Genomic DNA, 23,227 nt, shown 5'->3' with positions numbered 1-23,227 from the left:
GATCAGAGTCTGGCAGCGCGTTGAGAGCGCTGCCATGGGGGATGACCCTGATTGAACCCTGATTGATGACCGGGGACACCTCGGCTGCAGGCTGGGCGTGCTTGGATGAACTCGTGAGAACAGCACGGATGACCCGGCCCCGGCTTCGCCTCGTCGGCGGGGTGTGTGCTGGGTTCGCCGAGCACACCGGTGTCTCGCTGCCCACGGTGCGCCTGGTCACCGTGCTGTTGAGCTTCTGCGGCGGCTTCGGCGCGCTGCTGTATGCCTGGCTGTGGGTGACGATTCCGTCGGGCGGGGCAACGAGCGACCCGCTGCCCAAGTCGAGCCTGGGCCGGTCGAAGGAATCGTTCGCCGGCCCCTCCCAAGCGCCCCTCGCGCCCGCTGCCCGGTCGGCCGATCCCGACCTGATCGGCCAGCCTGCAGCACCGTCGCTCCGAGCGGATGCCGACTCGGCGCGAGCTGCGCCCGTCACCGAGATTTTGCTCGGGCTCGCCCTGCTGGCGGCCGGTGGCGCCCTCGTGGCGAGCCGCCTCGGTGCCGATATTCCGCTCGCCGTTGTAGTGCCCGCCATTGTCGTGCTGGCCGGAACCGCGCTCGCCTGGCGCCAGTTCGCCGATATTCGCAGCGGTGCGGCGCAGCAATCCTCGGCGTTGCTCGTTCGAATCCTGGGCGCGCTCGTGCTGGTGGCCATCGGCATTCTGCTGTTTTTCGTGACCGGCACCAGCCCGAACGCGTGGACGGTCATTCTGGCGGCGGCATCCGTTCTGCTCGGTGTCGCCGTGGTGACCGCGCCGTGGCTGCTGCGGCTGTGGAGCGACCTCGCCGACGAACGGGCAGCCCGCGCCCGGGAGGCCGAACGGGCCGACATCGCCGCGCACCTGCACGATTCGGTGCTGCAGACCCTCGCGCTCATCCAGCAGAAGGCCGGGCCGCACAGCGAGGCCGCCCGGCTCGCTCGTGCTCAGGAGCGCGAGCTGCGCGAATGGCTGTTCACCGGAACCCGGGGCGGCAGCACCGAACCGGCCACCGACCTGGCCGCCGCGCTGCGCCGCATCGCCGGTGAGATCGAAGAAGACTTTGCGGTGCACTTCGAGGTCGTCACGGTCGGCGCGGGTGTTGGCGTGGGCTCGACGGCCAGCCCGGACTCGACCCCGGGCAAAGCGGATGCCCCAGAATCGCTCGTCGCTGCCGCCCGCGAGGCCATGCTCAACGCCGCACGGCATGCCGGCGGTGCGGTCTCGGTCTACCTCGAAACCGGCGCCCGCGGCATTGAACTGAGCGTGACCGATCGAGGCCCGGGCTTTCGGCTCGACCAGATTCCCGCAGACCGCCTCGGCGTGCGCGAGTCCATCCTCGGGCGCATGCACCGGGCCGGCGGTTCGGCCTACGTTCGACCCGGTCCGGGCGGGGCCGGCACCGAAATTCTGCTGACCCTCCCAGCCGCAGCAAACGTCGATCTGGGTCCTGCAGCGCCCCCCGCAGCCCCGGTACCCACGACCCGCGCAGCGACCATTGCGCAGCACACCGAAACGAGCATGCGATGACCATCCCCGAACCGGGCGGCCGGGGCGACAGTACCCGTGCCGCCGCGGTGCCTGCCGCCGTGCCGTCCGCGGCATCCGCTGGCCTGCGTGTGCTGATCGTCGACGATCACTCCATCTTTCGCTCCGGGCTGCGCGCTGAACTCGACGCCGATCTCACCGTGCTCGGTGAGGCTGCCACGGTCGACGCCGCCATCCTTTCGGTAATCGACCTGCAGCCGCGCGTCGTGCTGCTCGACGTGCACCTGCCCGGAGGGCGGGGCGGGGGCGGCGCGGAGGTCATTCGTGAGGCAGCGTCGCGTGCTCCGCACACCTTGTTCCTGGCGCTCAGTGTCTCCGACGCCGCCGACGACGTGGTGAGCGTCATTCGGGCCGGCGCCCGCGGCTATATCACCAAGAGCTCTTCCGGCGCCGAGGTGTCAGAGGCCGCCCGCCGGGTAGCCGACGGCGACGCCGTGTTCTCACCGCGTCTGGCGGGGTTCGTGCTCGACGCCTTCGGCGCCGTCGCCGGCGAAACCGCCGAGACGACCGAGGAACTCGACCGGCTCTCCGCCCGCGAAACCGAGGTGATGCGCCTCATCGCTCGCGGCTACAGCTACAAGGAGGTCGCGAGCACCCTGTTCATCGCGGCCAAGACCGTCGAAACCCACGTGTCGGCCGTGCTGCGCAAGCTGCAGCTGTCTTCGCGGCACGAACTGACCGCCTGGGCGCTCGAGCGCAAGCTGCTCTAGCCGGTCTACAGAAGGCCGAGTTCCATGGCCAGGGTGACCGCCCGGGTTCGGTCTCTCACCGCGAGTTTCGCGAACACGTGCAGCAGGTGGGTTTTCACGGTCGCTTCACCGATGAACAGTGCCTGCCCGATCTCGGGGTTGCTCTTCCCCGCGCTGACGAGTCGCAGCACGTCGAGTTCGCGAGGAGACAGCCTCGGCGGCACGATTTGACCGCGAACCCGCTGCACGAGAGTTGCCGCGATCGACGGCGCGAGCACCGTCTGGCCGCACGCGACCGCACGCACGCCCGCGAGAATCTCTTCCTGCGGCGCGGCCTTGAGCAGATAACCGCTTGCTCCGGCTTCGATGGCGCCAAGAATCTGGTCATCGCTTTCATACGTCGTTAGGATCAATACCTGAATACCGGCCCCGGCGGCGACGATCTGCGCGGTCGCCGCTGCGCCGTCGAGCACGGGCATGCGCAGATCCATGAGCACCAGGTCAGGTTGCAACTCCCGCGCCAGGCGCACCGCTTCCGCGCCGTTCGCGGCCTCACCGACAATCGAGATATCGTCGGCTTGGGCCAGCAGGCTCACAATGCCGCCGCGCACGATGGGATGGTCGTCGGCGACCAGCACCCGTATCATGCGTTCACGGTTGTGAGTGCGTTTGCGCTGGGCACCGGAACCGTCACCCGCAGCACTGTTCCGCCGGCCGAACGGGCGCCCAGCTGCACGTCACCGTGCACGAGCAGCACCCGGTCACGCATCCCGGCCAGACCGAAACCGGTGTTGGGATCGACGCGCGGCGCTCCGAGGCCGCGCCCGTCGTCGCTGACGGTGAGTTCCACTTTCAGCCCGATCTGTTCGATCAGAACGGATGCCGCTCCCGCCCCCGAATGCTGCCGCACGTTCGCGAGCCCCTCCTGCACACACCGCAGCAGTACCACTTCCACCTCGCGGCCCAGGCTGCCGACCTGCACCGTGGCATCCGTCTGGATGCCAGTCTCCTTCGTGAAGCGATCGGCCAGTCGCAGAATCGTGCCGACCAGGCCCATTCCGGGTTTGCGCACGGGGGACAGGGCAGCCACCAGGGCTCGAGTTTCGGTGAGCGCCTCGCGGGCGTTGGTCTCGATCAGGTCGATACTCGTCAGCGCGGCCGGCACATGGACTGGTTCGGCCGTGAGCTCACCGCGGGCGCGCTGAGCAAGCATGACCAGCCCGGTCAGCGTCTGGGCGATGGTGTCATGGATCTCCCGGGCCAGTCGTTCCCGCTCGGCCGAACTCCCCGCCGCGCGGTGAAGTGCGGCGAGCTCGTCCTGCGTACGGGTGAGCTCATCGAGCAGACGGCGGTGTCGTTCACCGGCGGCGACGATGCGCGTCATCCAGGTGCCGAGAGCGACAGCGAAGATAAGCGAAATCGCCTCGATCGCGATCGCCTCGACCGCTGCCGCCGGTGTTCCTCCGAGGCTGAACGTCAGGCCTAGACCGACCGACACGGCGAGGGCTGCGCTCATCCCGACGGCGCCCGCGTAGGAGCCGACCAGAACCCAGATCACGGGAAACCCGATGGCTTGAAGCGTCGCGAGGTTCGGAGTGAAAGCAGCACCGACGCCACACCCGAGGACCACCGTAGCCAGAAAAGCCAGACCCGAGGCCGACATCTTCGGCATCACCTCACCAGCCAGACGGATACCCCGACGCCCGAACCCGAGATAGGCCAGGCCGAGCGCGGCGAGGGTGACCAACGCTCCGCCCAGACTCCCGTCGGAGGGATAGAGGGCGGCGACGGCTGCCATCACGGCAAGGGATCCGCCGAAGGCCACGTCCCACCACCGCACACTCGTCATGGTTCTAGCATCTCATCGGAGCCAGTGCAGGAGCTCACGCGTCGCGGCGAATCCAGCGAAAAGTCACCCGGCTGAGTACGAGGCCGACCACGAGCCAGGCGCCGAGGGCGCCGGCTACCCACACCAGGTCCCACGATCCGGTCTGTTCGGCGACCGCGAAGCTATCGGGCAGAAAGACCGAACGCATGCCCTGCGCCATCCACTTGAGCGGAAAGACGCCGGCCAGGTTCTGCATCCATTCGGGCAGCGCCGTGAATTGCAGGTAGACCCCCGAGATGAACTGCAGCACGAGCACCACCGGAATGACAACGGCTGTGGCACTCTTGCCCGACCGCGGCACGGATGCGAGCGCGATACCGAGGAACGCACTCGTGATCACACCGAACACGAACACCCACGCGAACGTAGCCCATTTCTCGGGCTCGGTCGGAAGCGAAATGTCGAGCACGAACCGCGCCACGAGCAACAGCAGGCTGGCTTGCAGAATCGCGGTGACGAACACCTGCCCGATTTTGCCGAGAAAATAGCTCAGCGGTGACAGCGGGGTACCGCCGAGACGTTTGAGGGTGCCGTCGCTCTTTTCTCCGGCGATGTCCACGGCAAGGTTTTGCACGCCGGAGAGCAACATGCCAGCGGCCAGCATTCCCGGCAGATAGTACGCGCCCACGCTGACTCCACCGGTGCCGTCGGCGCCACCGCCGATATTGCCCGAGGCGCTGAACGCGGCGGTGAAGATGCCGAGCATGATGAACGGAAAGAAGAACGTGAAGAACAGCGTGTCGGGCGAGCGAAAGTACAGCCTGGTTTCGTAGCCGATGCGCGATAGGCCAAGAACGAGCGTACTCGGGGCCTTCCTCCGGGGGCGAGTGCCCGAAATCGTGGAACTCATGCTCGCACGTCCGTGCCGGTGAGTACGTTTGTTGCCGCGGATGTCGCCCCTTCGTTCCGTACAGCCTCAGCTTGATTGCCGCGCACGAGCGCTAGGTAGACGTCTTCAAGGCTTGGCCGGATCACCTCGAGTTCCTCCGGTTCGGCACCGTTCAGGCTCCGGGTGAGGTCTGCGACGATCCGCGCGGGGTGGCTCGTGCGTTCTTCCCGCACCAATCCGTTGCCGTCACGCCAGCGCACCAGCGGTACGCGGGCATCCGCTCCACCGATTTCGTCGATCGAGCCAATGTCGATGAGCCGCCCCCCGGCGATGATGCCGGCCCGGTCGCCGAGGTGGGCGGCCTCGTCGAGGTAATGCGTGGTCAGCAGAATGGTCGTGCCTTCCTTCTTGAGAGAGCGGATGAGATCCCAGAACTGATGCCGGGCCTCGGGGTCGAACCCGGTTGTCGGTTCGTCCAGAAACAACAATTCGGGGCGTCCGATGATGCCGAGCGCGACATCCACTCGTCGACGCTGCCCGCCGGAGAGCTTGCTGATGCGCGATTTGGCCTTGTCGCGCAGGCCGGCTGCGTCGATAACCTCGTCGACGTCGCGGGGGTTGGGATAGAACCCGGCGAAATGGCGCAGCTGCTCGGTCACCGTGATGTTGCCGCTCTCACCGCTGGTCTGCAGCACTATGCCGAGGCGGGCCTTCCACGCGAGGTCACCGTGGTGTGGATCCACGCCGAGCACGCTCACCTCCCCGCCGGTACGGTCGCGGTACCCCTCGAGAATCTCGATGGTCGTGCTCTTGCCCGCGCCGTTCGGGCCAAGCAGGGCAAAGGTCTCGCCGGCGGCAATGGAGAAACTCACGCCGCGCACCGCCTCGACGCTGCCGTACGATTTCTGCAGATCGCGCACCTGCACGGCCGGGGGAGTAGATGTCATAGAACCAGAGTCCCACCGTCCTGGTGGCTGCACCAGCGCCATTAGACCTATATCCCCATCCACCGATCGACGGATGTCGGCACCCGCGTCGACCCGTGCGTAGCCGACAGCGGCGGCTAGGTGAACAGGCGCTGGAGGCGCTGCACTCCCTCGAGCAGGGCGTCATCGCCGAGGGCATACGAGAGGCGCAGGAACCCGCTCGGACCGAAGGCCTCGCCGGGCACGGCGGCGACTTCAGCCCGATCGAGGATGAAGTCCGCCAGTTCGAGCGAGGTCGTCGGGGTGACTCCGCCCCAGGAACGACCGAGCAGGCCGGTCACGTCGGGGTACACGTAGAAGGCTCCCTGCGGGGTGGGGGTCACGACGCCGGGGATCTTGTTCAGCTCGGCGACGATGAGCTTGCGTCGGCGGTCGAAGGCCACCCGCATGGCCTCGGCGGCATCCTGCGGGCCGTTCAGCGCGGCGATTCCGGCGCGCTGCGAGATGTTCGACACGTTCGAGGAGAGGTGCGACTGCAGGTTAGCTGCCGCCTTGATGGCGTCGGCGGGACCGACCATCCAGCCGAGGCGCCAGCCGGTCATGGCATAGGTTTTGGCCACGCCGTTGACCAGGATGGTGCGGTCGGCCAGCGCGGGCACGGCTTCGACGATCGAGACCGCCTTGACGCCGTCGTAGGTCAGGTTCTGGTAGATCTCGTCCGAGATAACCCACAACCCGTTGTCTTCGGCCCACTGGCCGATGGCCCGCGTCTGCTCGGGCGAGTAGACGGCGCCGGTGGGGTTGGACGGTGAGACGAACAGCAGAACCTTGCTGCGGGGTGTGCGTGCGGCTTCGAGCTGCTCGACAGAGACGAGATAGCCCTGGTCGCTGCCGGCGAAGACATCCACCTGCACGCCGCCGGCGAGGCGGATGGCCTCGGGGTAGGTGGTCCAGTACGGGGTCGGCACGATGACCTCGTCGCCGGGATCGAGCAGGGTCGCGAAGGCCTGGTAGACGGCCTGCTTGCCACCGTTGGTGACCACGACCTGGCTTGGCGACACCGCAAGCCCGCTGTCACGCAGCGTCTTGGCGACGATGGCCTCGCGCAGCTCTGGAAGACCGGCCGCGGGGGTGTAGCGGTAGTTTTTGGGGTCGCGCACCGCGGCCAACGCCGCCTCCACGATGTGTTCGGGCGTCTGAAAATCGGGTTCCCCCGCCGCGAAGCTGATCACCGGCCGCCCGGCGGCCTGCAGCGCCTTGGCCTTGCCGTCAACCTTGAGGGTCGCCGACTCAGCAATTGAGCCGATCCGAGTTGAAATTCGCTTGAGTTCGTGAGCCACAGGTTGAGCTTAGCTACCCGACCCGCGCGCGGGCTAGGAGGCGAGCGGCAGACGGATCGCTGAGACAGCATCCGGTGCCAGGGTGACCGCGATCTTGTGCCAAGCTGACTAGTGAGGCACTGGCCCGCTCGCCGGGCCAGATCGTCTCAGCTTTACAGTGGCCGGTCCGTGACCTAGACTAGTTGACGGTAGTTGAATTCTGCCATGCTTTTCTGCGCCTTTTTCCCAGTGTTTCCACTGGGACGAGAGTCTGATCGGCGTGGCGGGTTTGCTTCCATAGGGTGGTGGCTCAATTGGTAGAGCAGCGGTCTCCAAAACCGCAGGTTGCAGGTTCGAGTCCTGTCCGCCCTGCACATCGGTAGATGTCTGCCGACCATGAGAGGTGTAACAGGTGGCCCGAAAAGTTGTCGACGAACCTAGTGAGGAAGTCGTCGCGAACGCACGAATTGCCCGCGAATCCAATCGCGGTCCTTTCGCTCGGTTGAACCTGTTCATCAAGCAGGTTTTCGCGGAACTGCGCAAGGTCGTCACACCGACTCGCAAGGAGCTGCTGAGTTACACCGGCGTCGTGCTCGTGTTCGTGATCATCATGATGGGCATCGTATCGGCGTTCGACTGGGTCTTCGGCCTCGCCGTTCTCTATGTGTTCGGAACGCCGGGCTAGAGGGCACCACCGGCATCCGCTTGGCGGAACGCCCGCACCACCGGCACGCGCACTATCCGGCACAGAACGTGCCCAGACAACTTGCACAGGTAGAAAAATAAGGGATTGAGATTTTAGTGACTGAGACGAAGCACGACGATGTCGACTGGGCCACTGCCGCCGAGCAGTCCTCCGAGGAAGACGAGGCGCAGGAAGGCAACAGCCTTGCCGCCGACGAAGACTCTGTAGAGGCCGCCGAGCAGGTGGCGCTCCACGTCATCGACGACGACGACGACATCGAGGTCAATCTCGACGCCGCGCTCGATGCTCTCGCCGAGTCCTCCGATCCCGAAGCTGACGCCATCGTCGACGACGCCCTCGACATCGATTCGGCCGAAGAGGCTGACGCATCCGTCGAAGCCGTCGAAGACGAAGACGAGCTCGTCAACACCGAGACCAACGCTGAAGCGAACGTCGACCCGGCCGACGAAGAGATCGACCCCTACGAAGCGTTCCGTAAGGAACTGCGCTTTCTGCCGGGCAAGTGGTACGTCATTCACTCCTACGCCGGTTTCGAGCGTCGCGTGAAGTCGAACATTGAGAACCGCAAGCAGTCCATGGCGATGGAAGACTTCATCTACCAGTGCGAAGTGCCCATGGAAGACGTCGTGGAGATCAAGAATGGCCAGCGCAAGATGGTCACCCGCGTGCGCATCCCCGGCTACGTGCTCGTGCGCATGGACCTTGACGAAGACAGCTGGTCGGTTGTTCGCCACACTCCCGGCGTGACCGGCTTCGTCGGCAACGCCCACAACCCCACTCCGCTGCGCTTCGAAGAAGCCTTCGGCATGCTCAAGGGACTCGTCGAGATCGTCGAAGCCCCGACCAAGCCCGGCGGCGCCCCCGGAAAGTCGGCGCAGCGCGTCATCGCTGCCGAGGTCGACTACGAAATCGGCGAGACCATCACGATCAAGGAAGGTTCGTTCGCGGGCCTGCCCGGTTCGATCAGCGAGATCAAGCCGGAGAGCGGCAAGCTCATCGTGCTCGTCTCCCTGTTCGAGCGCGAGACTCCGGTCGAGCTCAGCTTCGACCAGGTCACCAAGCTCTAACCAGCACGGCTTTCATCAGCGGATGCCCGACTACGGGTCATCCACGCTGGTTCCCCAGACCACCGGGGCCCATCCGGGCCGCCGGGAGAGCGGCCCCCGGGCTGCTCGCACATCAATACGAAGGACAACATCATGGCACCGAAGAAGAAGGTTACAGGTCTGATCAAACTTCAGATCAAGGCCGGCGCAGCCAACCCCGCACCGCCCATCGGGCCGGCACTGGGCCAGCACGGCGTCAACATCATGGAATTCTGCAAGGCCTACAACGCAGCGACCGAAGCCCAGCGTGGCAACGTCATCCCCGTTGAGATCACCGTCTACGACGACCGTTCGTTCACCTTCATCCTGAAGACCCCGCCCGCAGCGGAGCTCATCAAGAAGGCCGCCGGAGTCGCCAAGGGCAGCGGAACCCCGCACACCGTCAAGGTTGCCAACCTCACCCAGGCCCAGGTACGCGAAATTGCCGAAGCGAAGATGGTTGACCTCAACGCCAACGATATCGACGCCGCCGCGAAGATCATCGCCGGAACCGCCCGCTCCATGGGCATCACGGTCAGCGCCTAGCACCAACAACTGCGCGAACAATAAACTGCGCGAGCACACCCCCGCATCGGCGCCACGGGCGCCGGAAGCACCCTTAGCAATTAGTGGAAGAGCCTGCCAGGCTCGCACCACACTCTGAAGTACATACAGGAGATTCAACATGGCAACCAAGTCAAAGGCGTACCGCGCCTCCGCCGCCAAGATCGGCGAAGACAACGTCTTCACCCCGGCCGAGGCCGTCGCCCTCGCCAAGGAGACCGGCTCCGCGAAGTTCAACTCCACGGTTGAGGTCGCCCTCCGCCTCGGAGTCGACCCCCGCAAGGCCGACCAGATGGTTCGTGGAACCGTCATCCTCCCGCACGGCACCGGCCGCACCGCCCGGGTCATCGTCTTCGCAACCGGCCCCGCCGCTGAAGCTGCTATCGCAGCCGGCGCCGACGAGGTCGGTGGCGATGAGCTCATCGAGAAGGTAGCCGCTGGCTACACCTCGTTCGACTCCGCCGTCTCGACCCCCGAGCTCATGGGTAAGGTCGGTCGTCTCGGAAAGGTGCTCGGCCCGCGTGGCCTCATGCCGAACCCGAAGACCGGAACCGTGACGCCCGACGTCGCCAAGGCCGTGTCCGACATCAAGGGCGGAAAGATCGAATTCCGCGTTGACAAGCACTCCAACGTGCACTTCGTCGTTGGCAAGGCGTCCTTCTCCGCCGACCAGCTGAACGAGAACATCTCGGCAGCGCTCGAGGAGATCAACCGCCTCAAGCCGAGCTCGTCCAAGGGCCGTTACATCACGAAGGGTGTCGTCTCGACAACCTTCGGTCCTGGCATCCAGCTCGACGTCAACAGCATCTAAGGTTCGCAGCATCTAGGCATCCGCTAGAGCAGAAAAGCAGGGCCCGTCTTTGGACGGGCCCTGCTTGTTGTTTAGCGGATGGCCGTGGCCGGGTTGGTCTGTCCGGTTGGTGTTCGGCGGATCCCGCCGCCACCGCGTGTTTCAGTTCGGCACGAGCGCGCCCGATATGGGTGCGCGCTACGGTAACGAGCGTTGCGCGCACCCATATCGGGCGCGCTCATCCGCTGTCAGGCTATAGCAGCGGCTGAATTAGCCGATGCGGATCATCTTCTTGTTGACGAATTCGTCGGCGCCGAAACGACCAAGCTCACGCCCCGAGCCGGACCTCTTGACGCCACCGAAGGGCAGCTCGGCACCGTCGGCACCGACCAAATTGATGAAGACCATGCCGGCCTCGATGCCGTCGGCAACGCGCAGTGCCTGCTCGGGATCGGTGGTGAAGACGTAGGAGCCCAGGCCGAACGGGGTGTTGTTGGCCAATGCGACTGCGGCGGCCTCGTCGGGGACGCTGAAGATCTGTGCGACCGGACCGAAGAATTCTTCGTGGAAGGCATCGGAGCCCGGCGCCACACCGGTGAGCACGGTTGCGGTGAAGTAGTTGCCCTCAGAGGTTCCGCCCGTGACGAGGGTGGCGCCCTGAGCCACAGCGCGCGAAACCTGCTCGGTGAGCGTTTCGGTGGCCTTTGCCGAGGAAAGCGGCCCGAGCCCGGTACCGTCCTTGGTCGGGTCGCCCAGCTCGACGGCGGTGATTGCCGCGGTGAACTTGTCAAGGAAAGGCTGGTACAGCTCCTCGATGACGATGAAACGCTTGGCAGCGTTGCAGGCCTGCCCGTTATTGTCGATCCGCGCGGCCACGGCGGCGCCGACGGTCTCATCCAGGTCATCGGTGGACAGGAGGATGAACGGGTCTGAGCCGCCGAGCTCGAGCACGACCTTCTTCAAGTTGCGCCCGGCGATCTCAGCAATCGCCGCTCCGGCGCGTTCCGAACCGGTGAGCGAGACACCCTGCACGCGCTTGTCGGCGATGACCGTGGCGATCTGGTCATGGGAAGCGTAGAGGTTGGTGTACGCCCCGGCGGGGAAACCGGCGTCGAGCATGATCTGCGCGATCGCGGCGGCCGATTCGGGGCACTGCTCGGCGTGCTTGAGCAGGATGGTGTTGCCGATGATCAGGTTCGGTCCGGCGAAACGGGCAACTTGATAGTACGGGAAGTTCCACGGCATGATGCCCAGTAGCACGCCGAGCGAGCTGCGCCGGATGAGCGCCGAACCCTCGCCGGCGAGCAGGTTGATAGCTTCGTCCCTCAGTAGGTCCGTCGCGTTGTCGGCGTAATAAGCGTAGATGTCGGCGCTGAAGTCAACCTCGCCGAGGGCCTGTTCCATGGGCTTGCCCATTTCGCGCACGATGATATCGGCAAGCTCCTGGCGGCGCTCGAGGTGCAGTTCGGCCACGCGGCGCACGAGCGCTGCACGGTCTTCGACGCTGATGGAGCGCGACCAGGTGTGTGCGTCGTCTGCGGCGGTGAGCGCGGCGGTGAGCTCGGCATCCGAGATGGTGTCGTAGGTCTTTACAGTCTCCCCGGTGGCCGGGTTGATGACGGCGTAGCTGGTCATAGGCTTGATCCTTCACTGGTCGGGCACCCAAGAAATCGGCACCGATGCAAACTCTGGTTTGTCAAAGATATAGCAACGAATGATTAAAGACGAGGCCGCCGGTCCCGGCTCAGCAGAACGCGTAACAGCAGACCGGGGCAGGCCGGAAAGCGTGGTCAGCATGGCCTCCACGGACCGAATCTACGCGGCGGGGCTGCCCGGCCACTCGTTCGCGGCCGCGTACAGCAACTCGCGGGTGTACGGATGCTTCGGGGAGTCGAATAAGTCGGCGACGGAGGCGTATTCCACGATCCCACCGGTGCGCACCACGGCAACGCGGTGGCAGGTGCGCGCGGCCACTCGCACCGAGCGGGTCACGATGATCATGGTCAGCGTGCGGTCGCGCTGCAACTGGCCCAGCAGCTCAAGAATCTCGGAGCTGTCCGATGCGGTGAGGGTGTCCGACGGGTCGTCGGCCACAACAAGATTCGGATTGCCGGCGAGGGCACCGGCAATCTGCACGCGCAGCGCCATCGTCGCCGATACCTCGTGCGGAAACGCGGTGAACGCGTGCTCGGGACGTTCGACGCCGGCCTGGTGCAGCAGCTCAATGGAGCGTTCGTAGGCGGCCGGTTTCGACAGGCCGAGCGTCGCACGCAGCGGTGCCGCCAGATGGCTTCCGACGGTCGCCGCCGGGTCCAGGCCGGCGAGCGGATCGCGCGACAGGTAAGCGATTTTCGGGCCGTGCAGCGGGTGCCGGGATCGTGCGGGTAGCCCGACCAGCTCGGCACCGTTGAACAGGATCGACCCTGAGCGGATGGTGGCCGGTGTCGGCAACACGCCGGCGATGCACTGGGCGACCTCGAGAGCCCCGGAGAAGTCGTCACCGACCAGCCCGACTACCTCACCGCAGGTGATGGAGAGCGAGATGCCGTTGACGACCCGGGGTGCGTTCGCGTGAGCCGTTACCCCAACCTGGAGACCCCGTACATCGAGCAGCGTCGCCGAGCGAAACCAGTTCGACGGCATGGGCGCTGTCGTTTCGGCCGGCGTTGCAGATGTAATCCGCTCCTGCGGATCGATCATGGATTGTGCCAGTGAGGGGATGCCGGCGCGCACGACGCGACAGAGGCACCGGAACATACCGCGAGCGTCACACATGGTCGGCTCGCATTTCAGTAGGTCGAGACGACCGGCGATGCATGGATAAGCCCGACCGACAATCTCTGGTGCGTGGTACGCAAGAATGTCCCGGTTTCGAGCATTGTCACGTCATATCAATGCTACCGAAAGTATTGCCGACAACGTACCGGTTTGTTTTTTTTTGAGCGAGTGCGCGCGCATCCGTCCCGCGGACCCGGCAGCCCGCGCTGTCAGTGCGGCGAGTGGGCTTCGAGGAATTCGTACACCTCGGTCTGGTCGACTCCTGGAAAGGTGCCGGTGGGCAGCGCGGCGAGCAGGCTCGTCGGGGTGCGCGCGGCCGGCCAGGACTGCCCGGCCCAGCGGCCGGCGAGGTTGTCGGGCGCGCGGCGGCAGCAGGACTCATCGGGGCACAGCGACACGGCACGGTTCTGGGTCTCCCGGCCTCTGAACCACTTCACGTGCGCGAACGGTACGCCCACGCTCACGGAGTACTCGCCTTCCTTGGCTTTCTCGATGCGGGACGTGCACCAGAAGCTTCCGGACGGCATGTCCGTGTACTGATACCAGGCGCTGAAACGGTCTTCGACGTCGAACACGGTGCGGGCCGTCCAGCTGCGGCAGACCGTGGTTCCCTCGACAGCGCCGAGAGCGTCGCTGGGAAAACGCACGTTGTCGTTCTCATAGGCCTTGATGATCGTGCCGGATTCGTGCACCTTCATGAAGTGCACCGGAATGTCCAGCCGGGCCGTGGCGAGGTTGGTGAACCGGTGCGCGGCCGTCTCATATGAAACCGCGAAGGCATCCCGCAGGTCTTCCATCGAGATGCGCCGCAGGGTTTTGGCCTCGGTCAGCATGCGCACCGCGTCTTGTTCCGGAACGAGGATCGCCGCGGTGAGGTAGTTGGTCTCGACCCGCTGGCGCAGAAATTCAGCGTAATTTTTCGGCTCTTCGTGGGCGCAAAGGTGGCTCGCGAAGGCTTGTACGATCGGCGAGCGTGAGTCCCGCGATGCGGAACGCTCGGTCGGCAGGTAGATGCGTCCGTTGAGTTTGTCGGTGACCGACCGGGTGGAGTGTGGCAGGTCGTTGACGTAGTGCAACGAAAAGCCCAGGTGGGTGGCCATGTCGGCGACAAGCTGCTGGGACACCGGACCGCCGGAATGCCCGACCGCGGTGAGCAGCTCGAGGGCCTGCGCCTCCAGCTCGGGAAAATAGTTGTCTTGCTGGCGCATGATCTGGCGCAGGGCCGAGTTGGCCCGACGTGCCTCTTCCGGTGTCGCGGCGCGTTCCCGGTTGAGACGGTCGATTTCGTTGTGCAAGCTCAGGATGGTCTGCAGGGTTTCGTCGCTCTGCCCCTTGCTCACCCGAATGCGGGGGAGTCCGAGCGCTTGGAATACCGGACCGCGTTGGGCCCGCTCAACCGAGATTTCCAGGGCGGCGCGCTCGGAGGGGGCATCCGTTCGCATGAGCTCCTCGACGGTGGTGCCAAGGGCCAGGGCGATCGTGCGCAGCATCGAGAGGCGGGGTTCGCGTTTGCCGTTTTCCATCATCGATACCTGCGAGGGCGCGCGGTCGATCGCGGCGGCGAGGGCATCGAGCGTCATGCGCCGGCTCGTGCGCAGTTCCCGGATGCGACGGCCCAGGGTGAGGGCGTCGAGCTCGGGTTCATCGATGCTGAGGGACGACAGTGCGGAGAGGGCTTCGGCGGGGACCATAGGCTCAGTGTCACACAATTGAAAAGTTTCCACAATCAGAAGAACATGATTTCTTCTGTTGACGAATGGTGGTTTCGTGCGGTGCGGACGGGGCAGAGTAGAAGCACAGGCAAGCACCGACTTTTGGATCACGACCGCACTACCCTCGCGTTCGTCGATTCGACCGAAGCAGAACAGCACATCCCCCTCCGCCTGAGATCGGGCGAACCGCGCAGTTGCGGCTCGCCCCCTGTCGGTATCACCTACTTTCGCAAGGAGCCAGACCATGAACACCCCGAACCCGACCCTCGATCAGGCGGTCAACTCCGAAACCGTGAAGACGAACACCGGCAGCTTCGCCACCATTCGCCCGCACCTCGAGGTCACCGGCCCGCTGGGCGACCGGTACGACGAGATCCTCACCCCTGACGCCCTCGAATTCCTCGCCGAACTGCACGAACGTTTCGCCGGCACCCGTCACGACCTGCTCGCTGCCCGCCTGCAGACGCGAGTGGACGCCGCAAACGGTCGCGACCCCAAGTTTCTGAGCGAAACCGAGAGCATCCGTCTCGATCCCACCTGGAGAGTTGCAGGAGCCGGACCCGGCCTGGAAGATCGCCGTGTCGAGATCACCGGCCCAACCGACCGCAAGATGGCCATCAACGCGCTGAACTCGAGCGCCAAGGTGTGGCTCGCCGACCAGGAAGACGCCACGAGCCCGACCTGGACCAATGTCATCGAGGGCCAGCTGACCCTGTTCGACCAGGTGCGCGGCCAGCTCAGCTTCACGAGCCCCGAGGGCAAGAAGTACGAAATCACGAACGAGTCGACGCCGACCATCGTGATGCGTCCTCGCGGCTGGCACCTCGTTGAAAAGCACATCACGTTCATCGACCGCGCCAACCGCCGCATGAAGTCCTCCGGCAGCCTGATCGACTTCGGCCTGTACTTCTTCCACAACGCCAAGAAGCTCATCGAGAACGGTACCGGCCCGTACTTCTACCTGGCCAAGCTGGAGAGCCACAAGGAAGCACGCCTCTGGAACGACATCTTCACCTTTGCCGAAGAGCGTTTGGGCATCGAGTACGGCACGGTGCGCGCCACCGTGCTGATCGAGACGATCCAGGCCGGCTTCGAGATGGAAGAAATTCTCTACGAACTGCGCGACCACTGCGCTGGCCTGAACGCCGGACGCTGGGACTACATCTTCAGCATCATCAAGACGTTCCGTGCCCGCGGCAGCCGTTTCGTCTTCCCTGACCGCAAGCAGATCACCATGACGGTGCCGTTCATGCGGGCCTATACCGAGCTGCTCGTCTCCACCTGCCACCGTCGCGGCGCCTTCGCCATCGGCGGCATGAGCGCCTTCATCCCGAACCGCCGCGACCCGGCGGTCACCGAGCAGGCGCTCGCCCAGGTTGCCGCCGACAAGAAGCGTGAAGCCAGCGATGGCTTCGACGGTTCCTGGGTGGCGCACCCCGACCTGATCCCGACCGCGCAGGCCGAGTTCGACCAGGTGCTCGGCGACCGGCCGAACCAGCTCGAGCGCCTGCGCCCCGAGGTCACCGTGACAGCCGCCGAGCTGCTCGACGTGGCTTCGGTCGGCGGTCAGATCACCGAGGCCGGTGTGCGCGGCAACGTGCTCATCTCGCTGCGGTACATCGAGTCCTGGCTGCGCGGCGTTGGCGCAGCGGCCATCGACAACCTGATGGAAGACGCTGCGACCGCGGAGATCTCCCGCTCGCAGCTGTGGCAGTGGATCCACGAGAACTCGGTCACCGCCGAGGGCCGCCGGATCGACTCCGACTGGGTCGAAGAAGTGCTCGACGATATCGTGGATGGCCTTGAGCGCACGCCCACCGACCGTTTCGACGACGCCCTCACCGTGTTGCGCACCTCCGCTCTCGAGCCTGAGTTCCCGACGTTTCTCACGGTCGGAGCGTATGCTCGTTTCTTCTAAATAGTTCTTCGCAGGTAAGACTGCGGTTTCGCGAAAGCGGGCAAATGGCTGTCTCACCCCGGCATCATCACAGGGGTGCAGACAGCTGTTTGCCCGTTTTTTCGTTCCCAAGCGACGATTCGTTCCATCCCCCCAATTGGGGGCGGTCGCTACCCAATGGGGGGCATACATGAGCTTGCTTCATCTCTATGGTTTTGAATATAGATAGTGAATGAAATTCACTATCTCAATTCGGAATCGACAATTTGAGATGAGACTGACGTGAAACTTATGTTAAACCGCAAGAAAGCTATCGTGGGCGCCGGTGGCGTGGCCGTGGCGTTGACCATGGCGCTCGCTGCACTCGGGCCGACCGGTGCGTACTTCAGCGACACCGCGCAGGGTGAAATTACGGGATCCCTTGGGTCGATCAAGATTTCGGGCTCAGGAGGATCGGGCAGTGAGGGCCTCAACCTCAAGTTCTCGAACCTGTTGCCCGGTGAGGCGCTCCAGACCCAGACCGTGGGTTATGAGAACACAGGACGCAGCAATCAGGACGTCTGGGTTGTCTTTAATGATGCAGACGCGCTGCATGCGTTGAATGATCTTGGAAACTTTGGCGCGTTCAACGTGACAGCGAACGACACGACGGTATTCAATTCGACTAATCTTGCGGACGGTAAAGCTCCTCTGTCCAAATGCGGCACTTTGGCTGCACCCGGTGTCGACGATGGTGGAATCCTTTGTCACCCGCTGCCGAAGATGGTGCAGGTCGCCTCGAACGTGGCACCAAATACTTGGAGTGGCCCTGATGGCCACATAAGTTTCGGCTTTGCCTACCCCGAATTCGAACGCAACGGGGTCAGTAAGTCGCTGGACAATGCCTCGAATGTTAAAGGTGGCGGGGCGTGGAACAGCTACCCGGTTGCTGCGCCGACCATGAACGGTCTTCCGTACCAGATCGTCGCAACCCAGGTCGGGCAGAAGCCCGGCTTGTAGGGACCGATGAATCGGCTTGGGCGTCGCTGGCGGGAGCGACGTCCAGGCCAATCCCCTCTGGATCGGGAGAATCTCCGTGAAAAGACTCAAAGGCACCCTGGTTCTGCTCCTCGTGCTGGCAGCCGTGCTCACTCCGGTGGCCCTCGTGGCGACGGGCGCCCTGCCCTATCGGGCCTACGTCGTGCGCACCGGGTCGATGTCGCCCAGCATTCCGCCGGCGAGCATCGTAATCGTTGAGGCAGATCACTACGAGGTCGGGCAGGTCATCACCTTTCGGCGTGCCGGTGATCGCACCACCCATCGACTCATGGCCGTCAACGACGATGCCACCCTCACGACCAAAGGCGATGCGAACGACACGGTCGATCCGTTCACCGTACCGCCGGCCGCTGTCATCGGCGGTGTGGCCGCCTTCGTGCCCAACCTGGGTTACCTCGTGGTGTACCTGCAGAATCCGCTCGCCGTCGGCTCCCTCATCATGTGCGTGCTGAGTATCTGGTACATCGGTTCGTCCGAAACCAAGTCCGAACCCAGGCCTACGGGCAAGCCCAGAGTCTCGGTTCGGGTTGCCTAGCTTGCCGACTGCCCCTTGACCCGCTCGTAGGCCGCGAGGGCAGCGCGACGCGTTTCGCCGAGGTCCACGAGCGGGGCGGGGTAGGCATCCGTGCCATATTCGGGCACGTTCTCGCGAATGTATTGCTGATGGGGGTCGAACTTGGCCGCCTGCAGGTCGGGATTGAAAATACGAAAATACGGCGCGGCATCCGCTCCGGAACCGGCCACCCACTGCCAGCCGAACGGGTTGCTGGCGGCGTCGGCGTCGACCAGGGTGTCCCAGAACCAGCGCTCGCCTTCGCGCCAATCGACCAACATATTCTTGATCAGGAATGATGCGGTCACCATGCGTACCCGATTGTGCATACTTCCGGTTCGCCAGAGTTCGCGCATGCCGGCGTCGACGAGGGCGAAGCCGGTGCGCCCCTGCTGCCAGGCGGCCAGGGCATCCTGATCGAGCGGCGGCCAGGGGAAAGCGTCGAAGGCGGGGCGCAGGTTCTCGGTCGCGAGATCCGGGGCGTGAAAGAGCACGTGGTACGCGAATTCCCGCCAGCCGACCTCGGTCAGAAACCGGGTCGCGCTGGCCAACTCACTACCGCGGAGGCCGCGCTGGGCCGTCTGGGTGGCCGCCCACACCTGGTACGGACTGATCTCGCCCCATCGCAGATGCGGAGACAGGCGTGAGGTCGCGTTCTGGGCCGGTTCGTCGCGTTCGGTGGCGTAGCGGGGGAGCGACTCGGCCAGGAAGGTGTGGAGCAGGGCTTGAGCGGATGCTTCGCCCGGCGTCCACGAGGCGCGCAGGCCGCCCGCCCAATCGGGGCTCGACGGTTGGAGTCCCCAGTCGTCGAGGTCGTCGGAGACGAGGGCGGCTGTGGTGGGGTCGCCCGCCCAACCGGGAATAGCGGCCGGAGTCGGGTAAGGCGCGCGCGGCGGCGCACCAGCAGTGCAGGCCCGCCAGAACGGGGTGAACACTGAATAGGAACCGCCTTGGCCGGTCTGAATCGTCCACGGTTCGAACAGGAGCGAACCGGCGAAGCTGTGGGCGTCGACCCCGGCGTCACGCAGGTCGCTTTTGATCTCGGTGTCGATCGTGCGTTCGGCCAGGCCGTAGCGGCGGTTCCAGAAGACGGCGGAGGCATCCGTTTCTCGCGCGATCGTCGCGATGATCGGTCCGGCCGCGCCGCGGCGCAGGGTCAGCCGTGCACCGAGAGCCTCCAAAGATGCGGCGAGGGAACGCAGGCTCTGGTGCAGCCACCAGCGCGCCGCGCCGCCGAGAGGGCGCACGTCGGGGGACTGTTCGTCGAGCACGTAAACGGCCACGATCGGCTGCCCGAGCTCGAGGGCCGCGTGCAGGGCAGGGTGGTCAGCGATCCGCAGATCGTCGCGAAACCAGACGATGACGGGCCCGGCGTGGTCGGTTCGATGCTCTGACGTCATGTGGTCTCCTCGTGAAACTCCAGTCTGGACCATGCCACGGGCCAGACCAATTCGGAGGTAGAACGGTCTGTCCCTTCCGGTCGGCCTTGAACTTGTCCCCCCGCCTGCATGTCGCTTTTTCGTTGCATTCCTACCAATTAGCCGCGAAATGCTCTGGCTCGCCTGTTGATTTCAACTAATTCAGTACCAATTGAACTTTTACTCTAAACCCCATTCTGGGGGTGAACGACGGACAGACAAATCTGTCTGTCCCACATAGTGTGTGTACCACTCGCCCCTGAGTCGATCTCCCGAAAGGTCTCCACTATGAACAAGCTTCTCGTTAGCGCTATCGCCGGTGCCGCCGGACTGACCCTGCTGCTCGGCGGCGCGGGAACGTTCGCGCTCTGGAATTCCAGCACATCGATTGCCGGCGGAACCATCACCGCCGGCGCCCTGACGGTAGTCGACAACGCCGCCGCCGGTGTGTGGAAGAGCGGTGCCACCGAAATCGTCCTGAGCACGTACAAGATCGTGCCCGGTGACGTCCTCACCTACACGAAGAAGGTAGATATAACGGCAACCGGCGACAACATGGTCGCGACTCTGGCCGTTGCTCCAGCGAGCATCACCGCCACGAGCGCAACCACCACACCCGACGGGAAGCTCGCAGGCTACATCACGAAGAGCGCCCAGGTATCAATCAGTGGCGCAGGCATCACCGGTTCCGGCCCGACCTACACGATCACACCGACGGGGACCGGCGTTATCTCGCGCGCTGCCGTGGTCACCGTCACCCTGACGTTCCCCAAGAGCAGCACCGCAGGGTTCGAGAACGATGCCATGCTCGGCTCGGTCAACCTGGGCGCCCTCGCCGTGACCCTGACGCAGACCACCTAGTTCTTCACCACCTCCTGCACCGTCCCTGGTGTGCCCATCACCCGACGATGAGCACCCGGGCGGTGCGCTCGCCCCTCCAGCTCCTCCGTTCAACCAGAAAGCGCGGTGATGACATGAAGACAGCCCGTGGACGCCACAGCGCTTCGCGTGCTGAACGTCGCCCCCACCGTGCCGGGCCGACCCTGCGGCTACGTGCGCGGGCCCTGGTACTGGCCGCAGCATCCACTCTTCTGGCAGTCGTGCTGGCCACGACCGCTGCCGGCGGCACCTACGCGCTGCTGAACTCGAGCGCCGCCACACCGTCAGCCACGGTATCGTCGGGAACGGCCACAATGATGGTCTCGGCCCTCACGCTTCCCGCCGCCCCGCTGTACCCGGGACTGGTGATTGCTGCCGCGGTCACCGTCACGAACACCGGTGACGTGCCACTGACCGTGACCCGCTCGTCGCTGATCGCGCCGACGGCTGCCTCGACCCTCTCCAACTCGCTCACCATCGGACTTGCCGTCGTCGCCAACACGGCCGGATGCACGAGCGCGGTTGCCCCCAGCTCGAAGGGAACATTTGCCAATGCGCCGTCGACGGCCGTGGGCCTGACCCTCGCCAAAGCGCAGTCCGGAACGGTGTGCGTGCTGGTCGCGCTGCCCGTGGACGCCCCCAGCCTGAGCCAGTCGTCGTCAGCGGCCAACTTTGCCGTCGTTCTTACCGGAGTGCAGGCCTAAACCATGACCCGTTCACGCCACCAGGCTGCCGCTCGCCCTCGCCGGCAGCGCCGCACCGCCGCCCTGCTCGGCACAGTACTCTTTCTCGTGCTCGCGGCCTCCGGTGCCGCCCACGCCGCCTGGACCACTGCGGCATCGACCGCCACGGGATCCGTGACCTCGGGCAAGGTCAGCATCGCGCAATCCGATTACGACCAGCTGAAATTCGACTACACGACGGGCAGCTCCACCACAACCAAGCCCATCACGATCACGAACGGCTCCGTGCCGGCAGCGTATGCGCTGACGTTCAGCGCCGTGGCGTCGCCCGCGGCGCTCGCCGGAGCTGTCACCGTCACGACCTGGCCGGTCACCGCCGCGGCCAATTGCACCGCGAGCACGACGCTTCCCGGAAACCAGACCGTCGTTACCTGGGCGAGCGCAACGCCGCTGACCGGGTCACTCGCCGCGAATGGGTTCGTCGTGCTCTGCGTGCGCACCGCGATGTCGTCCACGTCGATGTCGACCTACGCCGGAGGCCAGGTCGCGGTTCGATTGGATCTGAGCGCGGCCGTCGGTACCAATTGGAAGGCCCAGGCAGAGTCGGTCACTGTGACACAGACTGTGCCTGATGTCTCCCGGCCGACTTCGCCGACCAATCTGACCGCCACATCGACAACGGATGCCGCCGCCACACTCACCTGGACGGCCGCCAGCGACAACGTCGGTGTCGCCATCTACCGCCTCTATCGCGACGGGGAGCGGGTCGGTGGGGACCTCGCCGGCAGAACCTATACCGATACCGGACTCAATGTCGGCACGACCTACGTTTACACCGTCGACGCTGTCGACGCGGCCGGCGACTTCTCAGACCAGTCGACGCCGGCGTCCGTCACGACGAGCCCGACACCGTCCGCAACTACCTGGTACCGCGTGAAGAGCGGAACGCTGTGCGTCACCGGATCGACACGAACAAACGGGGCAGTCACGGTGGAGGCCTGCGACGAGACCAAAGCGACCCAGCTCTGGAAGTACGAGGGCACGAACAGCGCCTTCATTAGCTCGAAAGACGCACCCGGACTGGTCTGGCAGCGCCCGACCCCGGGGTTCAAGACGATCGTGGTGGCAGTAGGCGACGCGACGGAACCTGGCCAACAGTGGAGCGGCGACCTGGTGGGCGATGGTGTCTATCGGTTCACCATCGGGCCCAACAAAAACAAACCGGACTGCGCGTACGTGCCGGCCAACACAGCAGGAACGGCGCTCAAGGTGCAGCCGTGCGCTGCGGCGGCCTCCCAGCAATTCACCCTGACGGCGGCGAACGGATGATCCCCGCATCGATACCCCTGACCAACGCTCCGAAGGGCATCGTTCACGCGCTCAGCGTTGCTATCAGCGGGGCGCTTCTGCTGCTCGTGGTCATGCTGTTCGCCGTGCTGGTTGTCGTGCCCAAGCTCACGGGCGCAACGCCGTTGACGGTGCTGACGAGCTCAATGGAGCCACACCTGCCGCCCGGCACCCTGATCGTGGTCGACCCGGTCAACACCGACGACCTCGTGATCGGGGATGTCGCGACCTATCAAATGCACTCGGGCGAGCCGGCGGTGATCACCCACCGCATCATCGCGATCAGTTCCTCCACGGACGGTACCCGGAGTTTTCAGTTTCAGGGAGACAACAACAGTCTTCCCGATCCCGACCTCGTGCTCGCAGCCCAGATTCAGGGGCGACTCTGGTATTCCGTTCCGCTGATCGGCTATGCCAACAACTTCGTCAACGGGGCGAGCCGCGCGGTGATCATTCCGGCAGTGGCCGTGGCGCTGCTCGGTTACTCGACCGTGAGGCTCGTCGCTGGGCTCCGCGCCGCCCGTCCTCGCCCTCGCGGTGCCCATCGCCGCGTGGCGGTCTGAT

At 65.0% G+C, this 23,227-nt stretch carries 22 protein-coding genes and 1 tRNA gene; 14 read left to right on the top strand and 9 right to left on the bottom strand.

Features of this window, described 5'->3' with window-relative positions; genetic code table 11:
* Nucleotides 1–113: 113 nt before the first annotated feature.
* Both E3O25_RS15420 and E3O25_RS15415 read left to right on the top strand, forming a co-directional pair.
* Nucleotides 114–1,544: an ATP-binding protein gene (locus E3O25_RS15420; RefSeq protein ID WP_134361580.1), complete on the top strand. Its 1,431-nt coding sequence runs from the start codon at nt 114–116 to the stop codon at nt 1,542–1,544.
* Nucleotides 1,541–2,272 carry a response regulator transcription factor gene (locus tag E3O25_RS15415; RefSeq protein WP_092106343.1) on the top strand — a complete coding sequence of 244 codons (732 nt, stop codon included), beginning with the start codon at nt 1,541–1,543 and terminating at the stop codon, nt 2,270–2,272. Before E3O25_RS15420 ends, E3O25_RS15415 begins: the two co-directional genes overlap by 4 nt.
* A 5-nt stretch (nt 2,273–2,277) precedes the next feature.
* Here E3O25_RS15415 and E3O25_RS15410 read toward each other — a convergent pair whose 3' ends face one another.
* From E3O25_RS15410 to E3O25_RS15390, 5 genes are all read right to left on the bottom strand, one after another.
* Nucleotides 2,278–2,898: a response regulator transcription factor gene (locus E3O25_RS15410; RefSeq protein ID WP_134361579.1), complete on the bottom strand. Its 621-nt coding sequence runs from the start codon at nt 2,896–2,898 to the stop codon at nt 2,278–2,280.
* Nucleotides 2,895–4,100: a sensor histidine kinase gene (locus tag E3O25_RS15405; protein ID WP_134361578.1), complete on the bottom strand. Its 1,206-nt coding sequence runs from the start codon at nt 4,098–4,100 to the stop codon at nt 2,895–2,897. The genes E3O25_RS15410 and E3O25_RS15405 overlap by 4 nt, the downstream gene beginning before the upstream one ends.
* Before the next feature lie 34 nt (nt 4,101–4,134).
* Complete coding sequence (locus E3O25_RS15400) at nt 4,135–4,989, bottom strand: ABC transporter permease (protein ID WP_092106337.1); 855 nt, start codon at nt 4,987–4,989, stop codon at nt 4,135–4,137.
* The gene (locus tag E3O25_RS15395) at nt 4,986–5,915 is read right to left on the bottom strand and encodes an ABC transporter ATP-binding protein (protein WP_092106335.1); all 930 of its coding nucleotides are present in this window, start codon (nt 5,913–5,915) and stop codon (nt 4,986–4,988) included. The genes E3O25_RS15400 and E3O25_RS15395 overlap by 4 nt, the downstream gene beginning before the upstream one ends.
* Before the next feature lie 116 nt (nt 5,916–6,031).
* Nucleotides 6,032–7,234, bottom strand: coding sequence for a pyridoxal phosphate-dependent aminotransferase (locus tag E3O25_RS15390; protein WP_134361577.1), 1,203 nt, complete (start codon nt 7,232–7,234; stop codon nt 6,032–6,034).
* A gap of 278 nt (nt 7,235–7,512) precedes the next feature.
* Between E3O25_RS15390 and E3O25_RS15385 the strand changes: the two genes are divergently transcribed.
* The 5 genes from E3O25_RS15385 to rplA all read left to right on the top strand — a co-directional run bounded on the left by E3O25_RS15385 (nt 7,513) and on the right by rplA (nt 10,379).
* Nucleotides 7,513–7,585: transfer RNA gene (locus tag E3O25_RS15385), tRNA-Trp, on the top strand.
* A gap of 40 nt (nt 7,586–7,625) precedes the next feature.
* Nucleotides 7,626–7,898: a preprotein translocase subunit SecE gene (gene secE / locus E3O25_RS15380; RefSeq protein ID WP_092106331.1), complete on the top strand. Its 273-nt coding sequence runs from the start codon at nt 7,626–7,628 to the stop codon at nt 7,896–7,898.
* A gap of 116 nt (nt 7,899–8,014) precedes the next feature.
* The gene (gene nusG / locus E3O25_RS15375; RefSeq protein ID WP_092106329.1) at nt 8,015–8,986 is read left to right on the top strand and encodes a transcription termination/antitermination protein NusG; all 972 of its coding nucleotides are present in this window, start codon (nt 8,015–8,017) and stop codon (nt 8,984–8,986) included.
* A gap of 132 nt (nt 8,987–9,118) precedes the next feature.
* A complete protein-coding gene (gene rplK, locus E3O25_RS15370) occupies nt 9,119–9,550 on the top strand; it encodes a 50S ribosomal protein L11 (protein WP_092106326.1) in 432 nt (143 codons plus the stop codon).
* Nucleotides 9,551–9,689: 139 nt separating this feature from the next.
* The gene (gene rplA / locus E3O25_RS15365) at nt 9,690–10,379 is read left to right on the top strand and encodes a 50S ribosomal protein L1 (protein WP_092106323.1); all 690 of its coding nucleotides are present in this window, start codon (nt 9,690–9,692) and stop codon (nt 10,377–10,379) included.
* 249 nt (nt 10,380–10,628) lie between these two features.
* Here the strand turns inward: rplA and E3O25_RS15360 are convergent, their stop codons facing one another.
* The 3 genes from E3O25_RS15360 to E3O25_RS15350 all read right to left on the bottom strand — a co-directional run bounded on the left by E3O25_RS15360 (nt 10,629) and on the right by E3O25_RS15350 (nt 14,827).
* Complete coding sequence (locus E3O25_RS15360) at nt 10,629–11,993, bottom strand: NAD-dependent succinate-semialdehyde dehydrogenase (RefSeq protein ID WP_134361576.1); 1,365 nt, start codon at nt 11,991–11,993, stop codon at nt 10,629–10,631.
* 180 nt (nt 11,994–12,173) lie between these two features.
* The gene (locus E3O25_RS15355; protein ID WP_166806038.1) at nt 12,174–13,058 is read right to left on the bottom strand and encodes an ATP-binding cassette domain-containing protein; all 885 of its coding nucleotides are present in this window, start codon (nt 13,056–13,058) and stop codon (nt 12,174–12,176) included.
* 287 nt (nt 13,059–13,345) lie between these two features.
* Nucleotides 13,346–14,827: a helix-turn-helix transcriptional regulator gene (locus E3O25_RS15350; RefSeq protein WP_092106315.1), complete on the bottom strand. Its 1,482-nt coding sequence runs from the start codon at nt 14,825–14,827 to the stop codon at nt 13,346–13,348.
* Between the two features lie 265 nt (nt 14,828–15,092).
* Between E3O25_RS15350 and aceB the strand changes: the two genes are divergently transcribed.
* The 3 genes from aceB to E3O25_RS15335 all read left to right on the top strand — a co-directional run bounded on the left by aceB (nt 15,093) and on the right by E3O25_RS15335 (nt 18,318).
* Nucleotides 15,093–16,766: a malate synthase A gene (aceB, locus tag E3O25_RS15345; protein ID WP_092106313.1), complete on the top strand. Its 1,674-nt coding sequence runs from the start codon at nt 15,093–15,095 to the stop codon at nt 16,764–16,766.
* A gap of 294 nt (nt 16,767–17,060) precedes the next feature.
* Nucleotides 17,061–17,744, top strand: coding sequence for a hypothetical protein (locus E3O25_RS15340; RefSeq protein WP_134361575.1), 684 nt, complete (start codon nt 17,061–17,063; stop codon nt 17,742–17,744).
* Nucleotides 17,745–17,820: 76 nt separating this feature from the next.
* Nucleotides 17,821–18,318, top strand: a complete 498-nt coding sequence (locus E3O25_RS15335) for a signal peptidase I (protein ID WP_166787760.1) — start codon at nt 17,821–17,823, stop codon at nt 18,316–18,318.
* On the opposite strand, the gene E3O25_RS15330 is transcribed toward E3O25_RS15335, so the two are convergent.
* Nucleotides 18,315–19,736 carry a deoxyribodipyrimidine photo-lyase gene (locus tag E3O25_RS15330; protein WP_134361573.1) on the bottom strand — a complete coding sequence of 474 codons (1,422 nt, stop codon included), beginning with the start codon at nt 19,734–19,736 and terminating at the stop codon, nt 18,315–18,317. The two genes, E3O25_RS15335 and E3O25_RS15330, sit on opposite strands and share 4 nt — an antisense overlap.
* Before the next feature lie 306 nt (nt 19,737–20,042).
* Here E3O25_RS15330 and E3O25_RS15325 point away from each other — a divergent pair, with 306 nt between their 5' ends.
* From E3O25_RS15325 to E3O25_RS15310, 4 genes are all read left to right on the top strand, one after another.
* Nucleotides 20,043–20,615 (top strand): alternate-type signal peptide domain-containing protein, encoded by a 573-nt coding sequence (locus E3O25_RS15325; protein ID WP_092106305.1) that lies wholly within the window; start codon nt 20,043–20,045, stop codon nt 20,613–20,615.
* Nucleotides 20,616–20,728: 113 nt separating this feature from the next.
* The gene (locus E3O25_RS15320; RefSeq protein WP_092106303.1) at nt 20,729–21,337 is read left to right on the top strand and encodes a hypothetical protein; all 609 of its coding nucleotides are present in this window, start codon (nt 20,729–20,731) and stop codon (nt 21,335–21,337) included.
* Between the two features lie 3 nt (nt 21,338–21,340).
* Nucleotides 21,341–22,645, top strand: coding sequence for an RICIN domain-containing protein (locus E3O25_RS15315; protein ID WP_134361572.1), 1,305 nt, complete (start codon nt 21,341–21,343; stop codon nt 22,643–22,645).
* On the top strand, nt 22,642–23,226 hold the full coding sequence (locus E3O25_RS15310; protein ID WP_092106299.1) for a signal peptidase I: 585 nt from the start codon (nt 22,642–22,644) through the stop codon (nt 23,224–23,226). Before E3O25_RS15315 ends, E3O25_RS15310 begins: the two co-directional genes overlap by 4 nt.
* Nucleotide 23,227: the final 1 nt, after the last annotated feature.

It is taken from the genome of Cryobacterium sp. TMT1-3 (assembly GCF_004402315.1).
Taxonomy (GTDB): domain Bacteria; phylum Actinomycetota; class Actinomycetes; order Actinomycetales; family Microbacteriaceae; genus Cryobacterium; species Cryobacterium luteum.
Note: the sequence above shows the minus strand (reverse complement) of the source record. Positions and strands in the feature narration are given on the sequence as shown.